This window comes from Flavobacterium plurextorum (assembly GCF_024638035.1).
Lineage (GTDB): Bacteria > Bacteroidota > Bacteroidia > Flavobacteriales > Flavobacteriaceae > Flavobacterium > Flavobacterium plurextorum.
In genome coordinates this window covers 5,047,989-5,071,211 of the sequence record NZ_CP100442.1, presented here as the reverse complement: position 1 = coordinate 5,071,211, position 23,223 = coordinate 5,047,989, and the positions used below count along the sequence as shown (strand labels likewise).

Genomic DNA, 23,223 nt, shown 5'->3' with positions numbered 1-23,223 from the left:
TAAGAAAGGTTAATTCTGTAATGAAGGACGAATAACAATATCGCCAATTTCAACATCCGAAGGCTGTTCGATTGCATAGAGTACTGCATTAGCAATAGCATTTGGGCTGATAGCCATCTTCTCCATATTTTCTTTAATTACTGATTTCATTGCATCATTTTTAATATTGTCTGCAAAGTCAGTCTTGACAAATCCGGGAGAAATTCCAGTGATGCGTATTTCTCCGTTTGATTCTTGTCTGAATGCCTCAGTTATAGTTCGTATTGCATTTTTAGTTCCAGCATAAACACCCTGCATCGGTACAATCTTTATTCCCGAAGTAGAAATTATATTAATAATATGCCCCGATTTTTGCTGCTTAAAAACAGGAATTGCCGCGGCCATTCCGTACAAAACACCTTTAATGTTTACATCGATCATTTCTTCCCAGCCGGCAATATCCAAATCATCTATTCTGCTGAGTTCACTAGTACCGGCATTGTTTATAATTACGTCAACCCTGCCATAAGCATTAACTGCAGTCTGAATTAGAATATGAAGATCTTCTTTTTTCTTAACATCTATGGCAGTATATTGTACCTCTCCCTTTGTTTTTTTTATTTGGTCAGCCAATGCTATAAGTTTCTCCTCGGTGCGGGCACCCAGTACAACTTTAGCACCCTCTTCTGCAAGTTTTAACGCAATTGCTTTTCCAATTCCGCCGCTTGCACCTGTAATAACAACAACTCTTCCTTCAAGTTTCTTTTTAATCGTTTTCATTTTTATTCCTTTTAGAATGAAGTACAAAATTCACATATTGTTTTTTGTCTGATGTAGTCAGGTTGGTAAATAATGTAGTCAAATTAGCATTTATCCCCATTTTTAAAGATGAACCTGATTTTTTAAAGGTGAGCAATCTCCGGAATCTGCTTTAAACTCCCTCTATAGTGCTCTTGCAAATTCCTTAAAAATGGTTACAAACAGGTACATTCAGAAAATTGAACAGCGGCATATTCGAGCCTACTGTATCTTTTACAAATACTGAATTTCTAATTCTTCAAAAGGACAGCTGCCATGACTTTTTGCATGCTGCAAATTATACTACATTATAGAAAAATTATACTTCGCATAATGCTTTTAACTGGTATATTTTTGCCTAAAATAAGTTGTTTGATACTTTTCTTCACATTTTTTTAAAAAGTTGTAAGGTTCAGAAAATTTTTACGACCAAGTTTAAAAGGCTGTTGATTGAAGTACTATGGCAGCCATTCATCACCTTATAATAAAATAAAAAATATGAAAGCAATTATTTTGGTTCAAACCGGTTCAGCATCAAACTTAGTGATTCGCGACGTCAATATTCCTCAGATAGGTGATGAAGAAGTGCTGGTGCAGGTAAAATCAATCAGTATCAATCCAGTTGATATTAAGACAAGACAAGGCGGAGGAGTATATAATTATGGTGACGTAAATAAGCAGGTCGATCTAATCCTTGGGTGGGACATCTCAGGAACCGTTATAGCTACAAATTCTAAGCGTTTTGCCATAGGCGATGATGTTTTTGGAATGGTTAATTTTCCGGGTGTGGGTAGCGCCTATGCAGAATATGTTCCTGCACCGGCCGACCAACTGGCATTGAAGCCGGCTGCTATTTCTCATCAGGAAGCTGCGGCTGCAACCCTGGCCCCCTTAACTGCCCTGCAGGTATTTAGGGAAGCAGGGGTAAAGGCAGGTGACCGTATATTAATCCATGCAGCATCCGGAGGTGTTGGACATTATGCCATACAGCTGGCTAAAGAGATTGGGGCTTATGTAGTTGGAACTTCTTCTGCTGCCAACAAAGACTTTGTACTTTCTCTTGGAGCAGACGAGCATTTCAATTATCACGGAGGCAATCTTGCCGATGCTGTCCACGACATCGACTTTGTATTTGACAGCCTTGGCCCGGATAATATTATCAATTCATTGCCTGTCATTAAAAGTGGCGGCAAGGTGATCAGCATAGTTACTCAGTTCAATGAGAATTTGACAGCGCAGCTGGCGGCCAAAAATGTAACCGGTAAATTTCTTCTGGTTCAATCCAGCGGAGAGGATATGAAATATTTAGCGGCACTTCTGGAAAATGGAAAGCTCAAATCACATGTTTCAAAAAGCTTTGCCTTTGGCAAGATGGCTGATGCTCATGAACATATCGAGACAGGAAGAACAGTAGGTAAAATTGTGGTAAATATTTAATCCCTGATATGAAAAAAATATTCCAGATACTTATAATTACCACTATGGCACATTTTTCGGCTTTTGCACAAGACTTGCCAGAACAGCCTGTAGAAGTCTATGCAGCAGTCGATCAGGCCGCAGGTAATATAGCATTTACAGCACAGGGTGATTTAGTGTATAGTCATCATCCCTTTTTTAAGCCGCATTATAGGGTAGTGTCATATAATTCGGATACCAAATCAGTTAGTCCATTTCCTAATCTGTCCTGGAACACGCCACGTATATCAGATGATCACTATCTTTCTAATGTGCTTGGAATCAGAGATGATTCCAATGGAGTAATCTGGATGCTTGATATGGGACAACGTGATCCGGTTACGCCTAAAATAGTAGGCTGGAACACACTGACAAACCAGCTGGAAAGAATATATTATTTACCGGTTACTGTACTTAAGCCTACTTCCCAGCCAAATGACATGGTGGTAGATCTGATACATCATGTTTTTATTATTGCTGATGAGGGGATTGGGAATGGCGGTGACGGCTCTACAGCGGCGTTGATTATTATTGATATGAAAACCGGCTTGAGCCGCCGAATACTCGAAGGAACACGCACTACATTACCAGAAAATACACCTACAGTAATTACTGGGAAATCCTTGGCAGTTAATGGAAAAAATCTACTGGTAGGGGCTGATGGCATTACAGCCGATTCAAAATTTGAATGGCTTTATTATGCACCGTTAAATGGCACTAAATTGTATAGAGTGCATATCTCGGATTTAATAAATGAAGCTCTGCCTGCCAATAAATTGGATAAACTTATCGAAACCTACTCATCGAAACCTAATAATGGCGGATTGAGCATCGACACATCTGGCAATATTTATCTCACGGCTCTGGAAAGCAATAGTGTATCTGTTATACTCGCGAAAGACCGAAGCGTGCACCAGCTTGTCAGTGATAAAAATATGTTATGGCCTGATGGTGTGAGCTATAACCAAAAAGACGGCTATATGTACATTTCTGCTGCTCAGGTACATCTGGGTGCGGTATTCAATAATGGCGTAGATATGTCAACCCGGCCATTTTATATCTTTCGGTTCAAGCCGCTTGCCAAGGGAGTATCCCACAGGTAAATAGTCTGCTTGATATCGATATTATTTTAATTGGCAGATTATGCCTCATATTACAAGCTATTACAGCCTGCTATTTTTAAAAGGTACAGGCAGCCAGCAAAACAAACAAACAATAATATTCATTATAAAAACAAATTAAAAAATGAGAACAATAAAAAAAACAATTTCGAAATATTATACAGCTTTATTCGCTGTTGCGTTAACATTTTCTGCCCACGCACAAAACAGTGACCTGCAAAAGTTCAGTCAGCCAGGTTATTATGAGATGGTCCTTGGCGATCTGACAGTCATAGCACTATCTGACGGTACGGTACCCCAAAAACTAAATGAACTTTTAAAGGATGCGAAGCCAGGCGAAGTAAAAAAATTATTAAACGACAATTTTCAAACTGAAACCTTGGAATGTTCAGTAAATGCATACTTAGTAAAGAGCGGTTCTAAAGTTATTTTAATAGATGTAGGAACATCAGATGTTTATGGACCGTCTTTAGGCCACCTGACTGCCAGTCTTGAAAAAATAGGATATAAACCAGAACATATTGACGCTATTCTTTTAACTCATATTCATATGGACCATATCGGCGGGCTGACAAAAGGCGATCTGCTAACCTTTCCAAATGCTGATGTGTATATAAGTAAAATAGAAGCAGATTACTATCTGAACTCATCTAACAAAGAAAAAGCACCTGAATCAATGAAAAACTTTTTTGATGGGGCTGTCTTAAAACTTTCTCCGATCAAAAAGGCGGGCAAATTAAAAACCTTTGAATTCGGAACTGAAATATTTCCTGGGATCACGCCTATAGCAAGCCATGGACATACGCCGGGGCATAGCTTTTATGCACTGGAAAGTAAAGGACAGAAGATGATGTTCTGGGGTGACATTATTGTATCGGATGTGGTTCAGTTTGCAAATCCTACTATAACCAGTGTTTATGATTATGACAGGAAAGAGGCAATGATAACAAGGAAAAAGGCACTCGAAGATGCGGCTGCAAAAGGATATTGGGTTGCTATTTCACATAGTTCATTTCCTGGAATCGGGCATATCCGTGCTGAGGATAAAAAATTTAAACTTGTTCCAATCAATTATTCCAGCAACGGTTCTGGCCAGTAATCAAATTTATAATTTGATTAGTCTCACGTTTCGATTGTTTTTCCATTTGACTCATTGCTTAAATCACTTCGCAGATCAGAAACAGGAGAAAAGCAGGAAAACTTGCAGCTGCATTGTCGATTAATTGAACAAACCATAAAACCAACAGAGTAAATGAAAACGATATTGACACAGAACAATACGGAAAAAAAAGGCTTCAAAATTAAAAACATACTTGTCGTGGTTCCAATGACAAGAGGTATGCCGCCAGCAACATTCCAAAGAATTGATGGCAGAATATCATGGTCAGCGCAGTGGTAGACAGATTACCTATTTTTAAAACAACCTGATAATAGGCAGGCCTGATATTTTACTTTGTTCCGAGCATACCTGCTCAGAGCAAAGTTTCTAAGCAAGGAGAAATCTTCTAATCATGTACTGCCGGAACTTAAAAATCATTTATAAAACAAGATCATGGACAAAATAAAACTAAAAAAATTTCTAATTGAAAACGAATCTCACACCATTGAAAATACCGAAGAACGGCTGCTGGAATTTGTGAAAGGGACCCTGTTAAATAGAAATGATGTTATTGATCAGGACGACCAGTCACATCATAGACAGGAAGAAAGGCTACGAAAAAAACTGGACGAGCAAGTTCATGACCACCACAACCATCTGGAAGAAATTGAAGCGTTAAGTTTTAATCCTTCTGATATTGTAGAGCCAGGAGCTGTGATAAAGGTGAACGACAGCTATATGGTTGTTGCGACTGCCGATGGTGCTTTTAAGTTTGATGGAAAAGACTTTATCAGTATTTCTACCAAAGCGCCACTGTACCAATGTATGATGGGCAAGAAAAAGGGAGATATGTGCAGTTTTAATAACTTCCATTTTGAAATTAAAGAAATATACTAATTATGAAAGCAATATATAACGGAGAAATAATAGCCGAAAGCAATGAAACAATTGTTATTGAAGGAAATCACTATTTTCCGCCAGGCAGTGTGAAAAAAGATTTTTTTAAGGAAAGCGGTACGCATTCTACCTGTGCATGGAAAGGTTTAGCATCTTACAATACAATTGAAGTAAATGGAATAACCAGCAAAGACGCTGCCTGGTTTTATTCAGATCCTTCTGAGAATGCCAAGCAGATAAAAGATTATGTTGCATTTTGGAAAGATGTTAAAATAACTGAATAAATTTCTATGTTTAATAAATTAGAACTAAATGGGATTGAAGCCCTCGTGCTTTTCCCCGAAAACTATTCAGATGAAGAACAATATCCTGTTTTCATTGGGCTTTCAGGCGAAGGACAGAGCCACGCAATAGTACAATTCAGCGCCGGTACTTATTTTAATTCACAATTCTTTAAAAATTATATTCATATAATTCCCATTAATACCAACAATCATAATTTCAAGGATTATTCAGCAGATGATATTAATGACTTCATTGAAGGTATTCGTAATTATTTTAATGTAACAAATTCAAATTGGGCTATTGCAGGAGTTTCTAATGGAGGAAAAGCAGCATTTAATTTTGTAGCTCAAAATCCTTTATTGTATCTGTATGCAGTTTCGTTTCCCGGTGGAATTTTTGAAAATGAGCCAAATAATGAGTGGAGTCATCTAAAGATAGTTTTAGCCAATGGTAAAAAAGATGGGGATTCCTGGCTATTAGAATCTAAAGCTACATATGAAAAACTTTTACCTTTAGTCTCCAGCATTGATATTATGGTTATTTCCGGGCAAAATCATACTCTTTCTGCGACGTATGATATAAATCAGATTTATTCGAAATTATTTCAAAACAATTAAATTAAGATAGTAGAAGATCCCATCAATAAATCGTAATTTTAACTGATACTGAAAAAAACAAAAAGTTTTTTAATGTCACTTTACCCATTACAGAAAAATTATTTCGATTATTAAAAAAAAAAGGATGAAGAACAGATTTATTGAAATGAGAAAGAAATCTGAAGATTTATGCAAACCTTTAATCACTGAAGATTATTCGCTGCAGCCTTCAGAATTTGTTTCGCCGCCAAAATGGCATTTAGCCCACACCAATTGGTTTTGGGAAGAATTTATTTTGACAAAATATTTGAAAGGCTACACGGTTTATAATCCTGATTTTTCCTATTTGTTTAACAGTTATTACAATACTATCGGGAAAAGAGTTTTGAGGCCCGACAGAGGACTCATGACCAGACCATCAGTTGAAGAAGTTTACAAGTATAGAAAATATGTCAATGATGCAATGGAAACTTTGCTTTCTGCCAATTTTGATGAAAAGCTTTTGGAACTGGTTGAAATTGGCATTAATCACGAAGAGCAGCATCAGGAGCTTTTTGTATATGACATAAAATATATTTTTGGCAATCAGCCCGCTTTTCCGGCTTATGGGAATTCTCATGGCTTACCTGAACAAAATATAAAAAGTGAATTTATCAGAATCCCGGAAGGTATTTATACTATTGGTCATCAGGCAGAAGGTTTCAGTTTTGACAATGAACTGGGCGTACATAAAGTCTATCTAAATGATTTTGAAATTTCCAGTCAATTAGTAACTAATGCTGAATTTATAGAGTTTATTGAAAATGGAGGATATACCAATTTTAATTTTTGGCATGATGAAGGCTGGTATTGGGTAAATAACAATAAAATTGAAGCGCCCTTATACTGGCATAAAATAGAGGGTGAATGGTTTAAATACGACTTAGACGGTTTGCAAAAAGTAAATTTATTACAGCCTGTAAACCACATTAGTTTTTATGAAGCTTTTGCCTTTGCCGAATATAAAGCAATGCGGCTGCCAACAGAATTTGAATGGGAAATTGCTTCTGACCAATTTAGCTGGGGACAACTTTGGGAATGGACCAACAGCGCTTATTTGCCCTACCCTAATTTCAATAAAGCCCCGGGTGCTATTGGCGAATATAACGGGAAATTTATGATCAACACTATGGTCTTAAGAGGCGCGTCAGCTGCTACACCTTTAAACCACAGCAGAAAAACATATAGAAATTTTTTTCATCCTAATATGCGCTGGCAGTATTGTGGTATTAGATTGGTAAAAAAAACAGAATAGATTCAGTTTAATAATTAATTAAAGAAAAGGAAGATGGATAAAGAAATGATAATTAAAAAACTAATCGAAGAGGGCTACACGACAGACTTTACTTTAGAAAAAGATTGTTTGTACTGTGAGGAAACTGGTACTAATTACATGCTTAAATCTTTCAGCGTTGACATGGAAATGGGCTTTAAGGAGGACGGTATAAGTAAAAAAATCAGAGCTGTCAGTTCGGAAGAATTTGGTTTAAAAGGATATAACTTATATTAAAAAAATGAAAAAAATCGAATTAAGTATAAAAAACAAAAACGGAGAATCTTTAGCTGCACAGTTAATAACGCCAATCAATGGTGAAATTAACAATATCGCAATTTTTGCACATTGTTTTACCTGTTCATCCAGTTTGGCTGTGGTTAGAAACATTTCATCAGAACTAACCAACCAGGGGATAAGTGTGCTGAATTTTGATTTTACGGGACTTGGCCACAGCGATGGAGATTTCAGCGAAACTACTTTTTCCAATAACGTTTCTGATATTGTGGCGGTTAATGAATTTCTAACGGAAAATTATATTGCACCAACGATATTAATCGGGCATTCTCTTGGCGGAGCAGCGGTAATTATTGCTGCAAACTTACTATCAAATATCAAGGCGGTGGTTTCAATTGCAGCACCGTCCTACGTAAAACACATAACCAAACATTTTGGAGGTTTTGAAGATACTATTAATAAAAAAGGAGAAGCTGTTTTATCAATCGGAGGAAGGCCTTTTAAAATAAAAAAACAATTTATTGATGATCTGGAAGCCCACAATTTAGAAGATGAGGTAAAATTGCTGCGCAGGCCATTACTGATATTGCATTCTCCTCAGGATTTAATAGTTGGTATTGAAAACGCTGCGTCTTTATATCACCAGGCAATCCATCCAAAAAGTTTTATCAGTCTCAATGGAGCTGACCATTTAATCAGTGATAAAAGAGATGCTTTTTACGTAGCCGAAGTCATTTCAAGCTGGGTAAAACGATATGTTGAGATAAAAAAAGAAGAAATAGCGGTAAAAGATACACAAGGAGAACAGGTTCTGGTGTATCACGAGACCATTGTGCCATTTACGAACCATATTTATACTAAAACGCATCATCTTTATGGTGATGAACCTGTTGAATTTGGCGGAGACGACCTTGGATTATCACCTTATGAACTCCTAAATGCGGCGATTGGATCCTGTACTGTATTGACTTTAAAATTGTATGCCCAGAGAAAGCAATGGGACTTACAAGAAGTTTTCGTGTACTTGAGCTATTCTAAAAAACATGCGGAGGAGTTACATTTACAATTTGAAGAAATGGGACAATTGGATCACATTTCTAAAAAAATTAAACTCATAGGCAACCTGACCAATGAGCAGAGAGACAGATTAAAAGAAATTGCTTCTAAATGTCCAGTCCATAAAACGGTAGCTGACAAAGTATATTTTGATACACAGTTAATTTAAGCAGAAAAAATTAAATTCATATTCTATGATGCCGGAAAGTTTTATTTACTGTTTAGAAAAAGTGCCAGATTCTGAAATAGAGCAAAAAACAGACGTCTTAATCAGTTTAGAAAAGTTAGCGCTAAAAGAAGAAATTACCAGTATTTACAAATCTTGCGATTCTATTGAAGGATTGGAAGAAAGTATACTCCAATTAACTAAAAACGATGATAACTTTAAAAATTATGATATAATATATTTTGTTTTAGAAGGTGAAGGAGACAACATAATTATCAATGATTACAGTTATAGTTTACAGGAAATTGCCGAACTTTTTGAAGGAAGAATGAGAGGTAAAATAATACATTTTGCTAATACCAAAACATTAGATATAACAAATGAAGAAGCAAGGTATTTGTTAGATGTTACAGGTGCAAGGGCAATTTCAGGTTATGGTGAATTAAACGAGATAAGCAGTACAAAAAACCTTGACTTTGATTTTTTTAGTTTATGTTATGAGTTTGATGATATTATTGATGTTTATAATGAATTACACGACAGCCAGGGTACATTATGTAAAATTTTAGATTTTAAATTATACTATTAACATTGATACTGCGAAAGAAAAATGTGCAATCGAATGCTGATTTACAGTGTTATTTTGATCAGATAGAGTGATAAAGAAAACTATTTAAACTGCTCAAAATTATCTAAATGTAAAAAGTATTATGATTTCATAATCGATTAAAAAAACAACATATGAAGGATAAATTAATTATCTACAACAATAAATTATTTCTTGCAGGCATTTCATTCAGTATTCTGTTTTGCATTATTGGTATAGTATTCCCAAATAAACTTATACATTTTATGTCTTTTTGGAATGCTTTTATTTTAGATAAATTTAGTTTCTTCTATTTATTATTTGGATTGTTAATCGTTCTCTTTGCATTGTCACTTGTTTTTCTGCCTTTCAGCAAAAAAAAATTAGGTGATACAAAACCAGAATACTCTTATTTTTCCTGGATTGCGTTGTTATATAGTACAGGAATGGGCTCAGGCTTATTATTAAGAGCGGTTCAGGAACCCATGTATTATTTGAAAAATCCACCTGTAACAGTTTATGATTCGAAACAAACTGCTCTGCAGTATACTTTTTTCCATTGGGGATTTACTCCATGGGCAATGTATAGTCTTTTTGGGTTAATAGTTGCATACAACCTTTATATTAAAAAAGAGAAAAATTTTTTAACGGCTATCGTGGTGAATGTAGGCAATAGTAAAATCAAGAAAATTATACCCTTGTTTATTATTATGATAACCATTGCAGGGGTTATTGCTTCACTTGGTTTAGGAACAAGCCAGTTTATTGGCGGAATGAATCAATACTTTAATTTAGATCTGGGATACAAATCACTGTTGATTACGGTTTCAATAATTGGTATAACCGGAACACTTTCTGCCTTAACAGGAATCTCCAAAGTGATTAGATATCTTGCCGATTTTGACGTAACAGTATCATTACTGCTGTTGGTTTTCGTGGCGTATTTTCTTAATTTTCAGGAATATTTTTACACTACCATTTTGGCACTTTATCACTATGTAATTCATTTCTTTGAGATGAGTTTATCCGTCGGGAATTTTAAAACCTTAGAACAGTTCAACAAAGACTGGACTGTTTTTTATTGGGCTTTTTGGCTGGCCTGGGTTCCTTTTACAGGAATATTTATAGCCCGAATTTCTAAAGGAAGAACTATTAGAGAGTTTATTTTTGCCACAATATTCGTTCCTGCAATTGCAACTATGATTTGGTTTTCTGTTTTTGCAAATAGTGCATTTGAAATCATAAAAAACTCTGATAGTAGTCAATTTGATAATGTTTTTACCTCGTTGTTTGTCTTTTTAGGGCACTATCCTTTATCCATAATTACTGTTTTTTTAGCTGCTGTATTAGTTTTAGTTTCAATAATTAATTCAGTGGATTCAGCCATTTTTGTTCTGGGAATGTTCAGCGACAGCGGAAAAGAAGATCCCTCAAAAAAGCATAAACTTTTTTGGGGTATAATCATCACAACCACTGCTATCGGGCTGACTGCTGCCGGCAGTAACGACCTGCTTAATGCAATTAGCAATTTACTTATTATTCTGGCGCTGCCGTTCAGCCTTTTGTACTTATACATAATAATTTCTTTCGCAAATCAATTAATTAAAAAGCGAAGAAAATGAGCGTTAAAGCTTAAATTGAGACTGTTTCGGGTTTAAGAACACCGCTGGCTGAGACTGTTTGAGGATATGGCAGACCTGGCCCTGTTGTGCTGGCAGGAAATTAATATTAATAAAAATACCAAATGCTGGAACAATTTAAAAAAGAAGTGATTGAAGGGTTAAGCACAATTGTGCAAAAAACACTGCCTTCTAAATACTTTTACGATAAAATAGGAGATGAGTTATTTGTAAAAATAACACGGCTCCCGGAATATTATCTTACGCGTGCAGAAATGGAGATATTTCAGGAAAAAACCAGCGAAATTATTGCTGCATTACATCTCGAGAAGGGTAAAAAATACAGCGTAGTGGAGCTCGGAGCGGGAGATGGGACTAAAACTTTACATTTATTGAGAGAGTTAATAAACAGAAATTGTGATTTTGAATATTTGCCTGTTGATATTTCTATCAATGCCCTGGAAGGAATTAAAAAATTTTTAAATACTGAACTTCCAACATTAGTTGTGAAACCCAGCCATAATGAATATTTCAAAGCATTAGAAAACTTAAAGCAGGATGGAACAATTAAGATTATTCTTTTTTTAGGATCAAATATTGGAAACCTCATGGATGATCATGCAACCGAATTTATTTACCAGCTTGGTTCCAGTTTATATCAAGGAGATAAAATTATTTTAGGCGTTGATTTAAAGAAAGCTAAAGAAATTATCCTGCCGGCGTACGATGATGATCAAGGTATTACCGCTGCATTTAATTTAAATTTACTAGATAGAATAAATAAGGAATTGGGTTCAAATTTTATTAGAGCTAATTTTATTCACGCTCCGGATTATGACGAAGAGGAAGGGATTGCCAAAAGTTATATTAAAAGTTTAGTCAAGCAAACAGTAAGATTACAGGAGCATGTATTTAATTTTGAAAAAGACGAACTGATTCATACGGAGGTTTCAAGAAAGTATGATGATCAGGTTGTGAAACAAATTTTGTCTAAGACTGATATTACGTGGGAGCATAAAATTACCGATAAAAATAATCTTTTTGCTGATTATATTTTACAAAGAAATTAAAAAAGCATAAATTTTTTCAGCGCCTGTTTCATAACAAAAACCGGTTATGAAGATGTAAATGCTACACGAAAATTTTTCTCCTCCTGCAGGTTACAAAAAACCGTTTCAGTAGGAAAATGATTTAATAATTATGATATTTAAAGGAAAGCTAGAAGAATATTTATTTGTATCGGAAGTAACTCCCGAAAGAATGTATATGTTCGATCAGGATTTAAAAACAGGATTGTCTATTATTTGGAATATTGGAGAGGATGCCAGTATAACTATAGACAGTCAGCCCTATATGATACAAAAAGACTGCCTTATATTCATAACGAGTTTTCATACCATTCAAAAATTCCAATTTGAAAAATTAAGAGTTATTCAATTTAATAAACCTTTTTATTGTGTTGAAAATCACGATAGTGATGTGGGGTGCAAAGGACTGTTGTTTTTCGGAGCTTCCACTGTGCCAAAAATTCAAATAGAAAAAGAGAATTCAAAGCAATTTTATTTGTTGTGGCAAATTTTCGAAATGGAAATTGAGCAGAGGGACGATTATTCTCTTGAGATGCTCAAGTCATTATTAAAGCGGCTTTTAATCTTATGCGTAAGGATTTATAAAAATCAAAGCCTAAACATTAATAGAGATGCAAATTCAATTGGCGTAATCAGGGAGTTTAATTTCTTAGTTGAAAAACATTATAAAACCAAAACTACAGTTGCAGCTTATGCAGATATGCTTTTTAAATCTCCCAAAACACTGTCTAATTTTTTTAAAATGCATATTGATCGAACACCAATTGAGATCATTAACAACAGAAGACTATTGGAAGCTAAAAGATTATTAAAGTACTCTACTATTCCTATTCAGGAAATTGCTGATGAACTCTCTTTCGGAGATGTACAGGCATTTAGCAATTTTATAAAAAAGCAAACAGGAAAAACACCTACAATGATCAGGGTGAAATAAAATTGCAGGGAATTATTTGCAATAATTAGGGCCGTTTGTATACAAGCTGCCCTTTTTTTGCTTCGTATTTTTGTATCATAATAAAATGGCAGTCTTTTAGACTTTAATGAAAATTGAATTCTATCGCTTGACACGGTCTTTTGTCCATAAAAGAGGATTTGGATTCTAAAAATATAAACTCTGTATCAAGGAATAATTTACAAGTATTAAGGAAGTTTGAATTATTAGATACCTGCTTCATCGACGTAAATTTGTACTATAAATTGATACTTAGAATTTTATGGAAAATAAAACATTTAACAGCAAAGAAATATTAGGTTCTGCAGACAGTACGGTATCAATGAAACAAATAGGAATGTCTAATTTAAAAATGGAAAAAATGAAAAATATACAATTTGCCACATTTGGCGGGGGATGTTTTTGGGGTGTTGAAAAATTTCTGCAGGACATTCCAGGTGTTATAGATGCAGTCTCAGGATATGCAGGAGGAGAATTTATCGATCCATCGTATTCTGATGTTTGCGGAGGCATAACGGGACATGCAGAAGTAGTAAATGTAGAATTTGATGCGGATGCAATTTCTTATGGTGTCTTATTAGAAAAGTTCATTTCAAAATATGGTACAACAAATGTTTATAATTTAGATTCTGTTACACAATACAGATCGATTGTATTATACAGAAATAGTGAACAGGAAGAAACAACAAGAAAGGTGTTTGAAAAAATTGGAGCTGACGGCGGAAAAAAGATAGCCACACAAATCGCTCCTTTAAATAAATTCTATATAGCAGAAGAAGGCCATCAGGATTATCATGGCAGCTGCAGAGTTAAAGATTAATTTAAAATAATATTATTTTGAAAAATATACAAGCAGCCACATTTGGCGGAGGATGTTTTTGGTGTGTAGAAGCAGTTATACAAAGAGTAAAAGGTGTCGAAAAAGTAGTGTCTGGTTATACGGGCGGAATTACAAAAGACCCCACTTATAGAGAAATTTGCAATGGAGATACAGGCCATGCTGAGGTTATTCAGGTAACTTTTGATTCAGACATTCTTGCTTATGATGAATTGCTGGCAATTTTTATGACAACTCATGATCCAACAACGCTCAATAGGCAGGGAGCTGACTACGGAACACAATACAGGTCAGTTATATATTATTATGATGAAAATCAAAAAGCAGCAGCTGAAGAAGTTTTGGCACTTATTAACCCAAGTTTTGACAATAAGGTGGTAACAGAATTAAGCCCGCTAGGTGTTTTTTATCCTGCCGAAGAGTATCATCAAGACTATTACAATCAAAACAGCAGCGCTGGTTACTGTAATGCAGTGATAACGCCAAAAGTCGCGAAATTAAGAAGAATGTACGCAGACAGATTAAAGGAGAATGCATAAATATATCATTTTCCAATAGTATTTGCCAGTAGTAACTGCTGCAGGATGTGAAGATCAATCAATGATAAAATAAAAACAGCATTGAATGAATCATTTAATCACTGATGGAGCAATAGAATTTTTAAAAGAAGTTAAGGTAGTTTTTTTCATAGTTTGATTAGGTTAATTGATGTATGCTCCCAGGGATAAAACTTTGGGAGTTTACTTTTAAAAAATAATAGATTACAGCCCTTGCCAAATGGTTATAGATCGTAAAGTTGAAAAATTTGAAAAAATATCTAAGGAAAGGATACAGAAATAATGGAAAATCCAGAAATACAGCACTATCCGGATTTAAAAATCTTCGTATTGAAAGTTGGCGATGATTTTGCAAAAATTGAATACACGGAAAAAAATGGCTGTTATTATTTAATGCATTCAGAAGTGCCAAAACACCTAAGAGGAAAAGGAATTGGCAAAGAATTAGTTGAAAAAACATTTGAATATTTACATCAGCATAAAATTAAAGCTGTCGCTGTCTGCTCTTACATTCAAGCAATTGCAGCCAGAAGCGAAAAGCTTCATATGTTAGCTTAAAAAATATATATATATCTTGAAAAAGAAATCAGCATACAAAAAGTAAGGTAAAAAAATCGGTCAAGGCCTGATTAAGATACCTGATACACTATAACATACTTTAAAACTTAGGGCACAAAATGGGATGCCCATTAATGTGCCCTGTAGTTTTTAATAACTAATAATTATAAATTTAAACTTATGAATCCAAAAAAATGGAATACTATTTCAACAGAAAATGAAGTGTTGGAAATTATAGAAAAATCAGCTGTAAAACCCCAGATTATTTTTAAAGACAGTGTAAGCTGCGGTATCAGTGCCTTTGCAAAAGAAAGGCTTACAAATGATTATGGTTTAATTGAAAATATAGCCGATTTTAATTATCTCGATTTACTATCGCATAGGGCCATTTCTAATTTTATCACAGCAAAATTAGAAGTAACACATCAATCACCACAAATTATTGTCCTTATTGACGGGAAAGTGATATTCAGGGATTCGCATCATAGTATTGATGCTAAAAAAATTGCTGATAAAATTAATAATTTTTAAATGTGTTTTGAAGCTTTCCGTGATGTTTTGTGATAATGATTTCATATATTTGAGTTAGGTTATGTATATCATAATCAGAAAATAAATGACAGCTTTTCAGTTGGCTTTTATCTGGTATGCTTAGTCTCTAATTATCTAAATAAATTATATGAAGGCCGTATTTAATAATCAAATAATTGCTGAAAGTGATAACACTATTTCGTTTGACGGAAGTACCTATTTTCCAAAAAGCAGCATAATTGAAAAATATTTTAAACACAGTGAGAAAAGTTCTCTGTGCGATGAAAAAGGTGTCGCACATTATTATAACATTGAAGTTTACGGTGAGTTTAGAGATGATGCCGCCTGGCATTATATAGAAACAACTGAATATGCCAAAAAGATAGAAGATTATGTAGCTTTTTGGAAAGGTATTAGAATAACATACGATATGTAGATTTTTTCTTTTGTATGCTGTAACTGCGTTACATGAAATTTATACAACTAATTTAAAACCTTATTTAGTAGTGTTATAAAGGCTCATTGAACTTATTTAAAACTGCCGGGCTGCCTTTTTCATTCTAAAGCCTGGGTTGTAATCTTGATTTTGTGCTGTGTACCCCATTGCGCCAGAGCACCGGTGATAGTCGCTGCAAAGTAAAGCATATAATCAAGTTATCTGCAAGGCTAAAAAAAACGAAACTATTAACGGCAACGTATAGAAAAGGATGGACTTATTTGCCAATAATTTTAATTCGGTGAACAGTTCCCCATTCGCTTAAAGCATCCATAACATTGTTGAGTGTAGCAGTATGTTCTGTAATAGAATATTCGACAGTTGGGGGAAAAGTATCGTAGACCGTTCGTTTTACAAGGTGATTCATTTCCAAATCTTTTAACTCTTTCGACAACATTTTGTCGCTAATGCCATTCACATCTTTTGCAATTTCCTTAAAGCGTTTTTTGCTATGAGTTAACGAAACCAAAATAGGAAGTTTCCAACTACCTCTCAATACGTCTAATGCGTCTTTTACAGCGCGATTACACATTGTGTTACATTTTTTTATTTCTTCCATTTTTCTTTTTTTTTTACTATACTAACATAAAAGTTATCGCTAACCAATAGGTTAGTAATTACCAAGAGTTAGCAAATGTACGTAAGTTTGCATTATTATTAATTTAAAAAATAAAAAATGTCAAATTTAAATGGGAAAGTAGCCGTAATAACGGGCGGAAGCACTGGAATTGGATTAGCAACCGCAAAAGCATTTATCAACGCAGGGGCAAAAGTTTGGATTACAGGCAGAAATGCCGATAATCTAGAAAAAGCCGTAGCAGAAATCAACAGCCCGAATTTAAAGACGGTAATTTCGGACACTTCAAACCTGAAAGGTATTGCAGTTTTAGAAAAAGCAATTGCAGAAAGCGGTAGCAAATTAGATGTTTTATTCTTGAATGCAGGCATCGCTACATTTGCACCAATTGCACTTGCAACAGAAGCTGACTTTGATGCACAATTCAACACCAATGTAAAAGGTGCTTACTTTACATTACAACAATTATTGCCACATTTGGCAAATGGAGCGTCAGTAATATTCACTTCATCTACAAATGCAACAGCAACAGCTTTGGGGTCAAGCGTATATGCTGCAACAAAAGGGGCATTAAATAAAATTGCCAAAATAGCTGCAAACGAATTGGCTGAAAGAAAGATAAGAGTAAATATAGTTAGTCCAGGTCCAACTGAAACTCCAGGATTAAATAACGCTGTACCTGCAGAAGCGAAAGGATATTTGGCCTCTATTACAGCTTTGCAAAGATTAGGAAACTCTGATGAAATTGCAAAAGTGGTAATGTTCTTGGCTTCTGAGGATGCAAGTTTTATTACAGGAACAGAGATAGTAGCTGACGGTGGGCTTCTCAATTACGCTTTGAAATAAATCTGCAACTATCATATAAAACTGGCATAAAAAAAATTGATCAACTTGCACAAGTAATTGGCTGACAAACCTTTTACTTGTGCATTTTTGCATAACAGAAAGAAAGCCAGCAGATAACAGCAGCTACAAGAAATTGACGGTTCAGTGGTTAAATGAAGCTTTGTACTTCGTATCAAGTTTTGTGGTGGCAGACAGTTTAGTGCTTCGAAATCGCCAACTTCTTTTAGCTGCCAAAAATTATTTGCAAGCCTAAACAATCACCCTGCTAATGCGTTAATGTATTAATGTTTTTTCTTTGTAAATATTAATACCCTTGATTCCTGCTTTAAAAAAACTGGAAATAATTTGTAAGGAGTCCGGTCATTTTTCGACTAATGTATTAATATAAACAATCGTTTAAACAAATGAAATGGAATAGTGAAACATTAATTCGCTGGGGGGCGCAGGCTTATAAGGAAGTAAAGGGAATTCGATGCATCTCATTAGTGTATTCAGGTGCGATAACTGCCTATAAAAATATTAATAGCTAAATTTTAATTCTAATAAGGAAACAATGAGTATACTAGAAGCACTAAACTGGCGATATGCCACAAAGAAAATGAACGGTAAAGCTGTTCCACAGGAAAAGGTTGATTTAATTTTAGAAGCTGCCCGCCTGGCGCCAAGTTCTTCAGGTCTGCAGCCCTACAAGGTAATTGTAATTACAGATCCAGATTTAAAACAAACACTTTTAGAACATTCATTTAACCAGTCCCAGATCATCGATTCTTCTCATCTTTTGGTTTTTGCCGCCTGGGATACTTATACTGAAGATAGAATTAACGATGTTTTTTCGCGTACGCACAAGGAGCGCGGAACTCCGCCAGAAAGCACAGCGGACTATCAAAAAATGTTAATTGGTATGTATGTGCCAAGAAGTGAAGAAGTGAACTTCAATCACGCTGCCCGCCAGGCCTTCATTGGTTTTGGAATGGCATTGGCAGAAGCAGCCGTTCAAAAAGTAGACGCAACACCTATGGAAGGATTTGAAAACGCCGCCTACGATAAAATTTTAGGATTAAATGAAAAAGGCTTAAAAAGTGTTGCTATTATGCCTTTGGGCTATCGTGATGAAACAGGCGACTGGTTAGTAAACCTGAAAAAAGTACGTCTGCCAAAATCAGAATTCATTATTGAATTTAAATAAGAAATACATGATCATTAACGGGTGCGCTGTAATAAGGCATCCGTTTTTAACACCCCATTCAAAATTAATTCCGGCACAGAATTATTAATAGAGCAGAAGCTTAACGGAATGAAATATTTATAAGTATGGAATCAAAATTAATAGAAATACAAACGATTATCGAGATCCCTATGCAAAGGGGTGATAATGTAGTTTTATCTAATTTCGTATCTTTTAAGGGTGAGGGATTTGATGGGGAAAAAGAACATTTTGCAATTGTTTTCGGTGATTTAGAGAAGAATGACAATCCAATAGTCCGCATACATTCTGAATGTGTGACCGGTGATCTCTTTTTGTCAAAGAGATGTGACTGCGGCGACCAATTAAATGAAGCCATAGATCTGATGGCTGAAAATGGAGGCATCATTCTTTATCTGCGTCAGGAAGGACGAGGAATTGGATTATATAATAAATTCAAAGCCTACAAGCTCCAGGATACCGGGCTTGACACATTTGAAGCAAATTTAGAATTAGGTTTAGAAAAGGATAGCAGAGATTTTACAATTGCTGCCGACATGCTAAAGGCACTGGGAAAGAAAAATGTATTTCTTCTGAGCAATAATGACAACAAAAAGCATCAATTGATGGAAAATGGAATCAATGTCTTAAAAATGATTCCAACAAATGTGTATGTAAATATTCACAACAAAAAATATTTAGAAGCAAAAAAAAATCATGCCAATCACAATATCAATTTTAACATCAAGAATTTATAATTTATATAAATCTCCTTTTAGCGGTGCTGCAGCTTTAGTAATAAGTTTTGCAACCACAGGATATAAAAAATATACATCTTTATGGACTGCTGCAACTGGAGAATTAAAGCGGCTCAATACTTTCATTACTGCATATTGAAATATGCAGTACTAATTATGTTTTATATTGTTATTTGTGTTATATATCCAAGGTTGGAGTTTTAAATTTCTTTTTTGTCAGTAATTTTTTAATTACAAGAAAAATTTATGGTTCTTATATCAGACTTATTACGCGGTGTGACAAGAAATGCAGAACCTCCAAAAGGAGTAGGGACGTAGCGGCGTATGATGTTCTTATAACTGCCTCTCTGCACAGTTGGAAATCCTTCAGAATCATAGTCATACGAAAAGTCAACATTGGCAGTGTCGCGGGTATTATAGCGATGGGCTATGATTTCGATGTTCTTAAGCATCTTGTTTTCAAAAGAAGTTTCTTGCGCGTAAAACAACTGATAACCGCTTGCATCAGGGAGATACTGGAGCGATTGTTTTGATAAATCCGAAATAAAAATTAAACCAAGGGGCCCTTCGAAATAAGGCTTTATCTTATTTTCCCTGTCAAGGAAATAGCTATAGCTGTAATCTGCGTTATAATATTCCTGCGAATCGAGATCGTAAAGATTGTAAATGGATTTTTTTATCAAATTGCCATCTGCATACTGGTAAGCAGTTGTTACCTCTACTGATGTATTCTCTTTATGTGTCACTATTGCTGTCAATACACCTTTGTTGTCGTATTGTGCTGTCGTATAATTGGTTAAGATGCCGTCCGAATTGAACTCGGATTGTTTTATTAATTTTCCGTTGGAATTATATTCCAGCTGGTAGTGCGACTGCTCTTTATTGTCTACCAATCTGGTTACTTTATCAGCATTTCCCTGGGCATTGTACTCTATGGTATAAATTCTTTTCACGGCAGGTTCCGCTGGAGAAGAAGGGTTAAAGCTTGTGGTGGTTATTTTTATCGGTTGATCCTGCGTATTATAAATTATATCACTGATATCACGTCCATAAGCAATTTGGCCAGGCCTCTTTTTGCATGCAGCTGTATTATTTATAGCTTCAGTATCTTCCTGGGCAGTATTATCGCCATTGCATGAAGAAAACAGAATTATAAAGAGTGCCATGCTGGGAAATAATCGAAGCTGAATATTTTTTTTCATTTTCTGTGAACCTTTTGCTGCGATATTTTTAATTGCTGTTTTATCTAACATTATTTTAAAATTTGTAAGGCTTGTTTTCAATTTTTATACTCCCTTTTTATTTGTTGCCCTAAATCCAATTCTTCTGAAGACATTCCCTCATGCTTACTTTTGCACGATGGCAGATAACCCAAAAGTTTGAAGAGGTTATATTCAGCTGGCAACAGATTGTTTCGCTTGTTTCTTCATCAACGTGTTTCATTGTAAATACTGATTTCCATAAGATCGGAAGCTTACTCATGCAGGTTGTTAATATCCCGTCAAATTCTTTGTTTTCCAATGGGGCATCTTCTATGCCAAATGACTCTGGATAACGTCCCTCTTTCCAATGCCCGCTTTCTTCGAAAAACTCATCGGTATCAGAATCATTAATTGTTATCGTTTGTTTCTCTATACTATTGGCCTTTTTTCTGTAAACATCGTATATCTTATTTTTTAAAATAGCCGTAAGCCAGGTTTTTTCAGAGCTGCGGCTGTCGAACTTTTCCCAGCCTTCCAGTGCTGCCAGAAAGGTTTCCTGCACTAAATCTTTTGCAAGTTCATTATCCTCTACGCGAGTACAGACATAGCTGTACAGGTAATCGGCATGATTCTTTACCCAGTGATTTGGTCCTGCATCTTTTAATTCTGATTCTTTGATCTTATTGGTCATAGTTTTCATGTTTTCATTTAACGATAATATTACGTTATGTGAGTTGGTTTTAACGTCCTCATACTTCTACCGGATGCCCTATTTTCTCTCTTTGAAAAAGGTCAAAATTGGAATTAAATATTATAAATTAGACTTTCAAAAAACTTTCGGAGGATAATCAGTTAAAATGTGACTTTTAGACTTCCTAAGGCTAATTATCTGCACTGTTATCAGCATCTGACGGCAGTTGTCCCGTAATTCTGGCCTCTGCCTGAGACGATCGGAGTGAATTCCGGTAGATTTGCGGTGATACATTAGTGCTGTTTCTAAAGTATCTGCTGAAATGATATTCGTCTTTAAATCCCAAACCATTTGCAATTTGTTTTACCGATTTTGTAGTCAGGTACAAATCTCTTTTAGCTTCCAGTATAATCCGTTCGGTGATCAGATTGGTCAGGGTTTTATTCAGATGTGTTTTGGTAAGCTTAGAGAGTGATTTGGCTGAAATCTTCAAAACCTCGGCGTATTGGCTTGCGCTGTGTTTTTCCCTGAAATGCAAATCAATGGCATCTGTTAGATCCTGCAGAATAAAAGGGTGCTCCAGATCCGACAACGGGATTTCTGCGGCGACCCTCTGCTGTATTTTTATTCGTGAAGCATGAATTATGAAGATCTTTAATATCGAAACCAGAATATCATGCTGTGCCAGTGCCGTCTTCTGTACTTCTCGTATCATCTGCGTTATCAAATTATCAAAGAGAGCCCATTCATCAATGCTAATGGTTATATAGGGCGGATCGTAAATATTACTAAAGATAAGACCACAGAAGGCCACCTCTTTCTCGTGTTTCATTAAACAAAAAAACTCTGGATGGAAATCAATGCAGACCCCCGCAATTTCTGAATCCGATTCCAAAGCAAAAGGCTGAAACGGAGACAAAAATAAAATAGTGCCCGCATTCAGACGATATTCAGAAAAGTCTATTCTTACCTTTGCACTGCCTTTCTTAATCCACATTATAGTAATGAAAGACTGGTCCTTCAGGATTCTGAATGCAGCGTCATCCTCGAAATGGCGGATTCGAAAGGATAAATTTTTATCAGGTGGAATAATAAGCGATAAAGGAGATTCTGTAATCATGATACTGGCTTTTAGCGAGTTGGCAATTTTAGACATTTTTTTAAACAAATAATTGATTGTACTGGTTACGTCCCATCGTACTATAAGGAGCCGGAATCCATACAAATATGTCCCGAGATTTACGGATACTGTCGATAACCTGATAAAGGAACTGTACAGTTTTGCTCTGCCCGTAAATAATCCCGAACGCAAAGAGCGAAACAAGGGCCAGTACGGCATTGCAAGTGCTGTGATAAAAATTGAATTTCATATTTTCTTTATTAGAATCGGTTTTCAGTCTGTAGGTACTTGTCTGTTACGATTGGGGAAAGTCGATCGATACCTGCCAAGCATTGATAACAAAGCTGGTAAAAATATGCAGGGCTTTATGCACTGCTGGAATTAGTATAATCCAAAGGTCAGCCAATTATAAATTCTATGGAATGGATGTTTTTCACTTTATAATGGATAATTTTTCCTAATTGTTTGATAATCTTTCATATTCAGGCTCCGCTTCAACGGGCACCTGCAAGAAAGTGAGCCTGCTCCACTTGAAGTAAGCGCACATTTGTGATCCCCGGCAATATCGCTAAGATCATACTTTAACCGCTTGACAGCTAAAAAAGGCTGTCTTTGTAAAG

At 35.4% G+C, this 23,223-nt stretch carries 29 protein-coding genes; 23 read left to right on the top strand and 6 right to left on the bottom strand.

The window, feature by feature from the left end:
* Window positions 1-9 precede the first annotated feature (9 nt).
* Entirely contained in the window at window positions 10-759 is a 750-nt protein-coding gene (locus NLG42_RS22080; protein ID WP_257682410.1) for an SDR family oxidoreductase, read from the bottom strand.
* 516 nt (window positions 760-1,275) lie between these two features.
* On the opposite strand from NLG42_RS22080, the gene NLG42_RS22075 reads away from it, so the two are divergent.
* The 19 genes from NLG42_RS22075 (at window position 1,276) to NLG42_RS21985 (ending at window position 16,166) form a co-directional block, all read left to right on the top strand.
* A complete protein-coding gene (locus NLG42_RS22075; protein WP_257682409.1) occupies window positions 1,276-2,214 on the top strand; it encodes an NADP-dependent oxidoreductase in 939 nt (312 codons plus the stop codon).
* Window positions 2,215-2,222: 8 nt separating this feature from the next.
* Window positions 2,223-3,335, top strand: a complete 1,113-nt coding sequence (locus NLG42_RS22070) for a major royal jelly family protein (RefSeq protein ID WP_257682408.1) — start codon at window positions 2,223-2,225, stop codon at window positions 3,333-3,335.
* A 142-nt stretch (window positions 3,336-3,477) separates the two neighbouring features.
* The gene (locus tag NLG42_RS22065) at window positions 3,478-4,452 is read left to right on the top strand and encodes an MBL fold metallo-hydrolase (RefSeq protein WP_257682407.1); all 975 of its coding nucleotides are present in this window, start codon (window positions 3,478-3,480) and stop codon (window positions 4,450-4,452) included.
* A 153-nt stretch (window positions 4,453-4,605) separates the two neighbouring features.
* Window positions 4,606-4,752, top strand: a complete 147-nt coding sequence (locus NLG42_RS22060) for a hypothetical protein (protein ID WP_257682406.1) — start codon at window positions 4,606-4,608, stop codon at window positions 4,750-4,752.
* Window positions 4,753-4,905: 153 nt separating this feature from the next.
* Window positions 4,906-5,349: a hypothetical protein gene (locus NLG42_RS22055; protein ID WP_257682405.1), complete on the top strand. Its 444-nt coding sequence runs from the start codon at window positions 4,906-4,908 to the stop codon at window positions 5,347-5,349.
* Window positions 5,350-5,351: 2 nt separating this feature from the next.
* Complete coding sequence (locus NLG42_RS22050) at window positions 5,352-5,633, top strand: DUF427 domain-containing protein (RefSeq protein WP_257682404.1); 282 nt, start codon at window positions 5,352-5,354, stop codon at window positions 5,631-5,633.
* 6 nt (window positions 5,634-5,639) lie between these two features.
* Complete coding sequence (locus tag NLG42_RS22045) at window positions 5,640-6,251, top strand: esterase family protein (protein WP_257682403.1); 612 nt, start codon at window positions 5,640-5,642, stop codon at window positions 6,249-6,251.
* 124 nt (window positions 6,252-6,375) lie between these two features.
* Entirely contained in the window at window positions 6,376-7,524 is a 1,149-nt protein-coding gene (gene egtB / locus NLG42_RS22040) for an ergothioneine biosynthesis protein EgtB (protein WP_257682402.1), read from the top strand.
* 33 nt (window positions 7,525-7,557) lie between these two features.
* Entirely contained in the window at window positions 7,558-7,779 is a 222-nt protein-coding gene (locus NLG42_RS22035; RefSeq protein WP_257682401.1) for a hypothetical protein, read from the top strand.
* A 4-nt stretch (window positions 7,780-7,783) separates the two neighbouring features.
* On the top strand, window positions 7,784-9,004 hold the full coding sequence (locus NLG42_RS22030; RefSeq protein WP_257682400.1) for a bifunctional alpha/beta hydrolase/OsmC family protein: 1,221 nt from the start codon (window positions 7,784-7,786) through the stop codon (window positions 9,002-9,004).
* Between the two features lie 25 nt (window positions 9,005-9,029).
* Window positions 9,030-9,590 (top strand): DUF6642 family protein, encoded by a 561-nt coding sequence (locus tag NLG42_RS22025; protein WP_257682399.1) that lies wholly within the window; start codon window positions 9,030-9,032, stop codon window positions 9,588-9,590.
* Window positions 9,591-9,742: 152 nt separating this feature from the next.
* Window positions 9,743-11,209, top strand: a complete 1,467-nt coding sequence (locus NLG42_RS22020; RefSeq protein ID WP_257682398.1) for a BCCT family transporter — start codon at window positions 9,743-9,745, stop codon at window positions 11,207-11,209.
* Between the two features lie 122 nt (window positions 11,210-11,331).
* The gene (locus NLG42_RS22015; protein ID WP_257682397.1) at window positions 11,332-12,276 is read left to right on the top strand and encodes an L-histidine N(alpha)-methyltransferase; all 945 of its coding nucleotides are present in this window, start codon (window positions 11,332-11,334) and stop codon (window positions 12,274-12,276) included.
* A gap of 130 nt (window positions 12,277-12,406) precedes the next feature.
* Window positions 12,407-13,228 (top strand): helix-turn-helix domain-containing protein, encoded by an 822-nt coding sequence (locus NLG42_RS22010; protein ID WP_257682396.1) that lies wholly within the window; start codon window positions 12,407-12,409, stop codon window positions 13,226-13,228.
* A 280-nt stretch (window positions 13,229-13,508) separates the two neighbouring features.
* Entirely contained in the window at window positions 13,509-14,066 is a 558-nt protein-coding gene (gene msrA / locus NLG42_RS22005) for a peptide-methionine (S)-S-oxide reductase MsrA (protein ID WP_257682395.1), read from the top strand.
* 17 nt (window positions 14,067-14,083) lie between these two features.
* On the top strand, window positions 14,084-14,623 hold the full coding sequence (gene msrA / locus NLG42_RS22000) for a peptide-methionine (S)-S-oxide reductase MsrA (RefSeq protein ID WP_413614437.1): 540 nt from the start codon (window positions 14,084-14,086) through the stop codon (window positions 14,621-14,623).
* 300 nt (window positions 14,624-14,923) lie between these two features.
* Complete coding sequence (locus NLG42_RS21995) at window positions 14,924-15,199, top strand: GNAT family N-acetyltransferase (protein ID WP_257682394.1); 276 nt, start codon at window positions 14,924-14,926, stop codon at window positions 15,197-15,199.
* 180 nt (window positions 15,200-15,379) lie between these two features.
* Complete coding sequence (ytxJ, locus tag NLG42_RS21990; protein WP_257682393.1) at window positions 15,380-15,730, top strand: bacillithiol system redox-active protein YtxJ; 351 nt, start codon at window positions 15,380-15,382, stop codon at window positions 15,728-15,730.
* Window positions 15,731-15,878: 148 nt separating this feature from the next.
* Entirely contained in the window at window positions 15,879-16,166 is a 288-nt protein-coding gene (locus tag NLG42_RS21985; RefSeq protein WP_257682392.1) for a DUF427 domain-containing protein, read from the top strand.
* 277 nt (window positions 16,167-16,443) lie between these two features.
* On the opposite strand, the gene NLG42_RS21980 is transcribed toward NLG42_RS21985, so the two are convergent.
* Window positions 16,444-16,758, bottom strand: coding sequence for a winged helix-turn-helix transcriptional regulator (locus NLG42_RS21980; protein ID WP_257682391.1), 315 nt, complete (start codon window positions 16,756-16,758; stop codon window positions 16,444-16,446).
* Window positions 16,759-16,902: 144 nt separating this feature from the next.
* Here NLG42_RS21980 and NLG42_RS21975 point away from each other — a divergent pair, with 144 nt between their 5' ends.
* The 4 genes from NLG42_RS21975 to ribA all read left to right on the top strand — a co-directional run bounded on the left by NLG42_RS21975 (window position 16,903) and on the right by ribA (window position 19,590).
* Window positions 16,903-17,649 carry an SDR family oxidoreductase gene (locus tag NLG42_RS21975; RefSeq protein ID WP_257682390.1) on the top strand — a complete coding sequence of 249 codons (747 nt, stop codon included), beginning with the start codon at window positions 16,903-16,905 and terminating at the stop codon, window positions 17,647-17,649.
* Window positions 17,650-18,053: 404 nt separating this feature from the next.
* A complete protein-coding gene (locus NLG42_RS21970) occupies window positions 18,054-18,179 on the top strand; it encodes a hypothetical protein (RefSeq protein ID WP_257682389.1) in 126 nt (41 codons plus the stop codon).
* Window positions 18,180-18,202: 23 nt separating this feature from the next.
* Window positions 18,203-18,835: an NAD(P)H-dependent oxidoreductase gene (locus tag NLG42_RS21965; RefSeq protein WP_257682388.1), complete on the top strand. Its 633-nt coding sequence runs from the start codon at window positions 18,203-18,205 to the stop codon at window positions 18,833-18,835.
* Between the two features lie 125 nt (window positions 18,836-18,960).
* A complete protein-coding gene (ribA, locus tag NLG42_RS21960; RefSeq protein ID WP_257682387.1) occupies window positions 18,961-19,590 on the top strand; it encodes a GTP cyclohydrolase II RibA in 630 nt (209 codons plus the stop codon).
* On the opposite strand, the gene NLG42_RS21955 is transcribed toward ribA, so the two are convergent.
* The 4 genes from NLG42_RS21955 to NLG42_RS21940 form a co-directional block, all read right to left on the bottom strand.
* Entirely contained in the window at window positions 19,585-19,716 is a 132-nt protein-coding gene (locus NLG42_RS21955; protein WP_257682386.1) for a hypothetical protein, read from the bottom strand. The genes ribA and NLG42_RS21955 overlap by 6 nt on opposite strands.
* Before the next feature lie 101 nt (window positions 19,717-19,817).
* Window positions 19,818-20,843 carry a hypothetical protein gene (locus tag NLG42_RS21950; protein WP_257682385.1) on the bottom strand — a complete coding sequence of 342 codons (1,026 nt, stop codon included), beginning with the start codon at window positions 20,841-20,843 and terminating at the stop codon, window positions 19,818-19,820.
* Between the two features lie 58 nt (window positions 20,844-20,901).
* Complete coding sequence (locus NLG42_RS21945; protein ID WP_257682384.1) at window positions 20,902-21,483, bottom strand: sigma-70 family RNA polymerase sigma factor; 582 nt, start codon at window positions 21,481-21,483, stop codon at window positions 20,902-20,904.
* A 190-nt stretch (window positions 21,484-21,673) separates the two neighbouring features.
* Window positions 21,674-22,603, bottom strand: coding sequence for a helix-turn-helix domain-containing protein (locus NLG42_RS21940; protein WP_257682383.1), 930 nt, complete (start codon window positions 22,601-22,603; stop codon window positions 21,674-21,676).
* Window positions 22,604-23,223 lie beyond the last annotated feature (620 nt).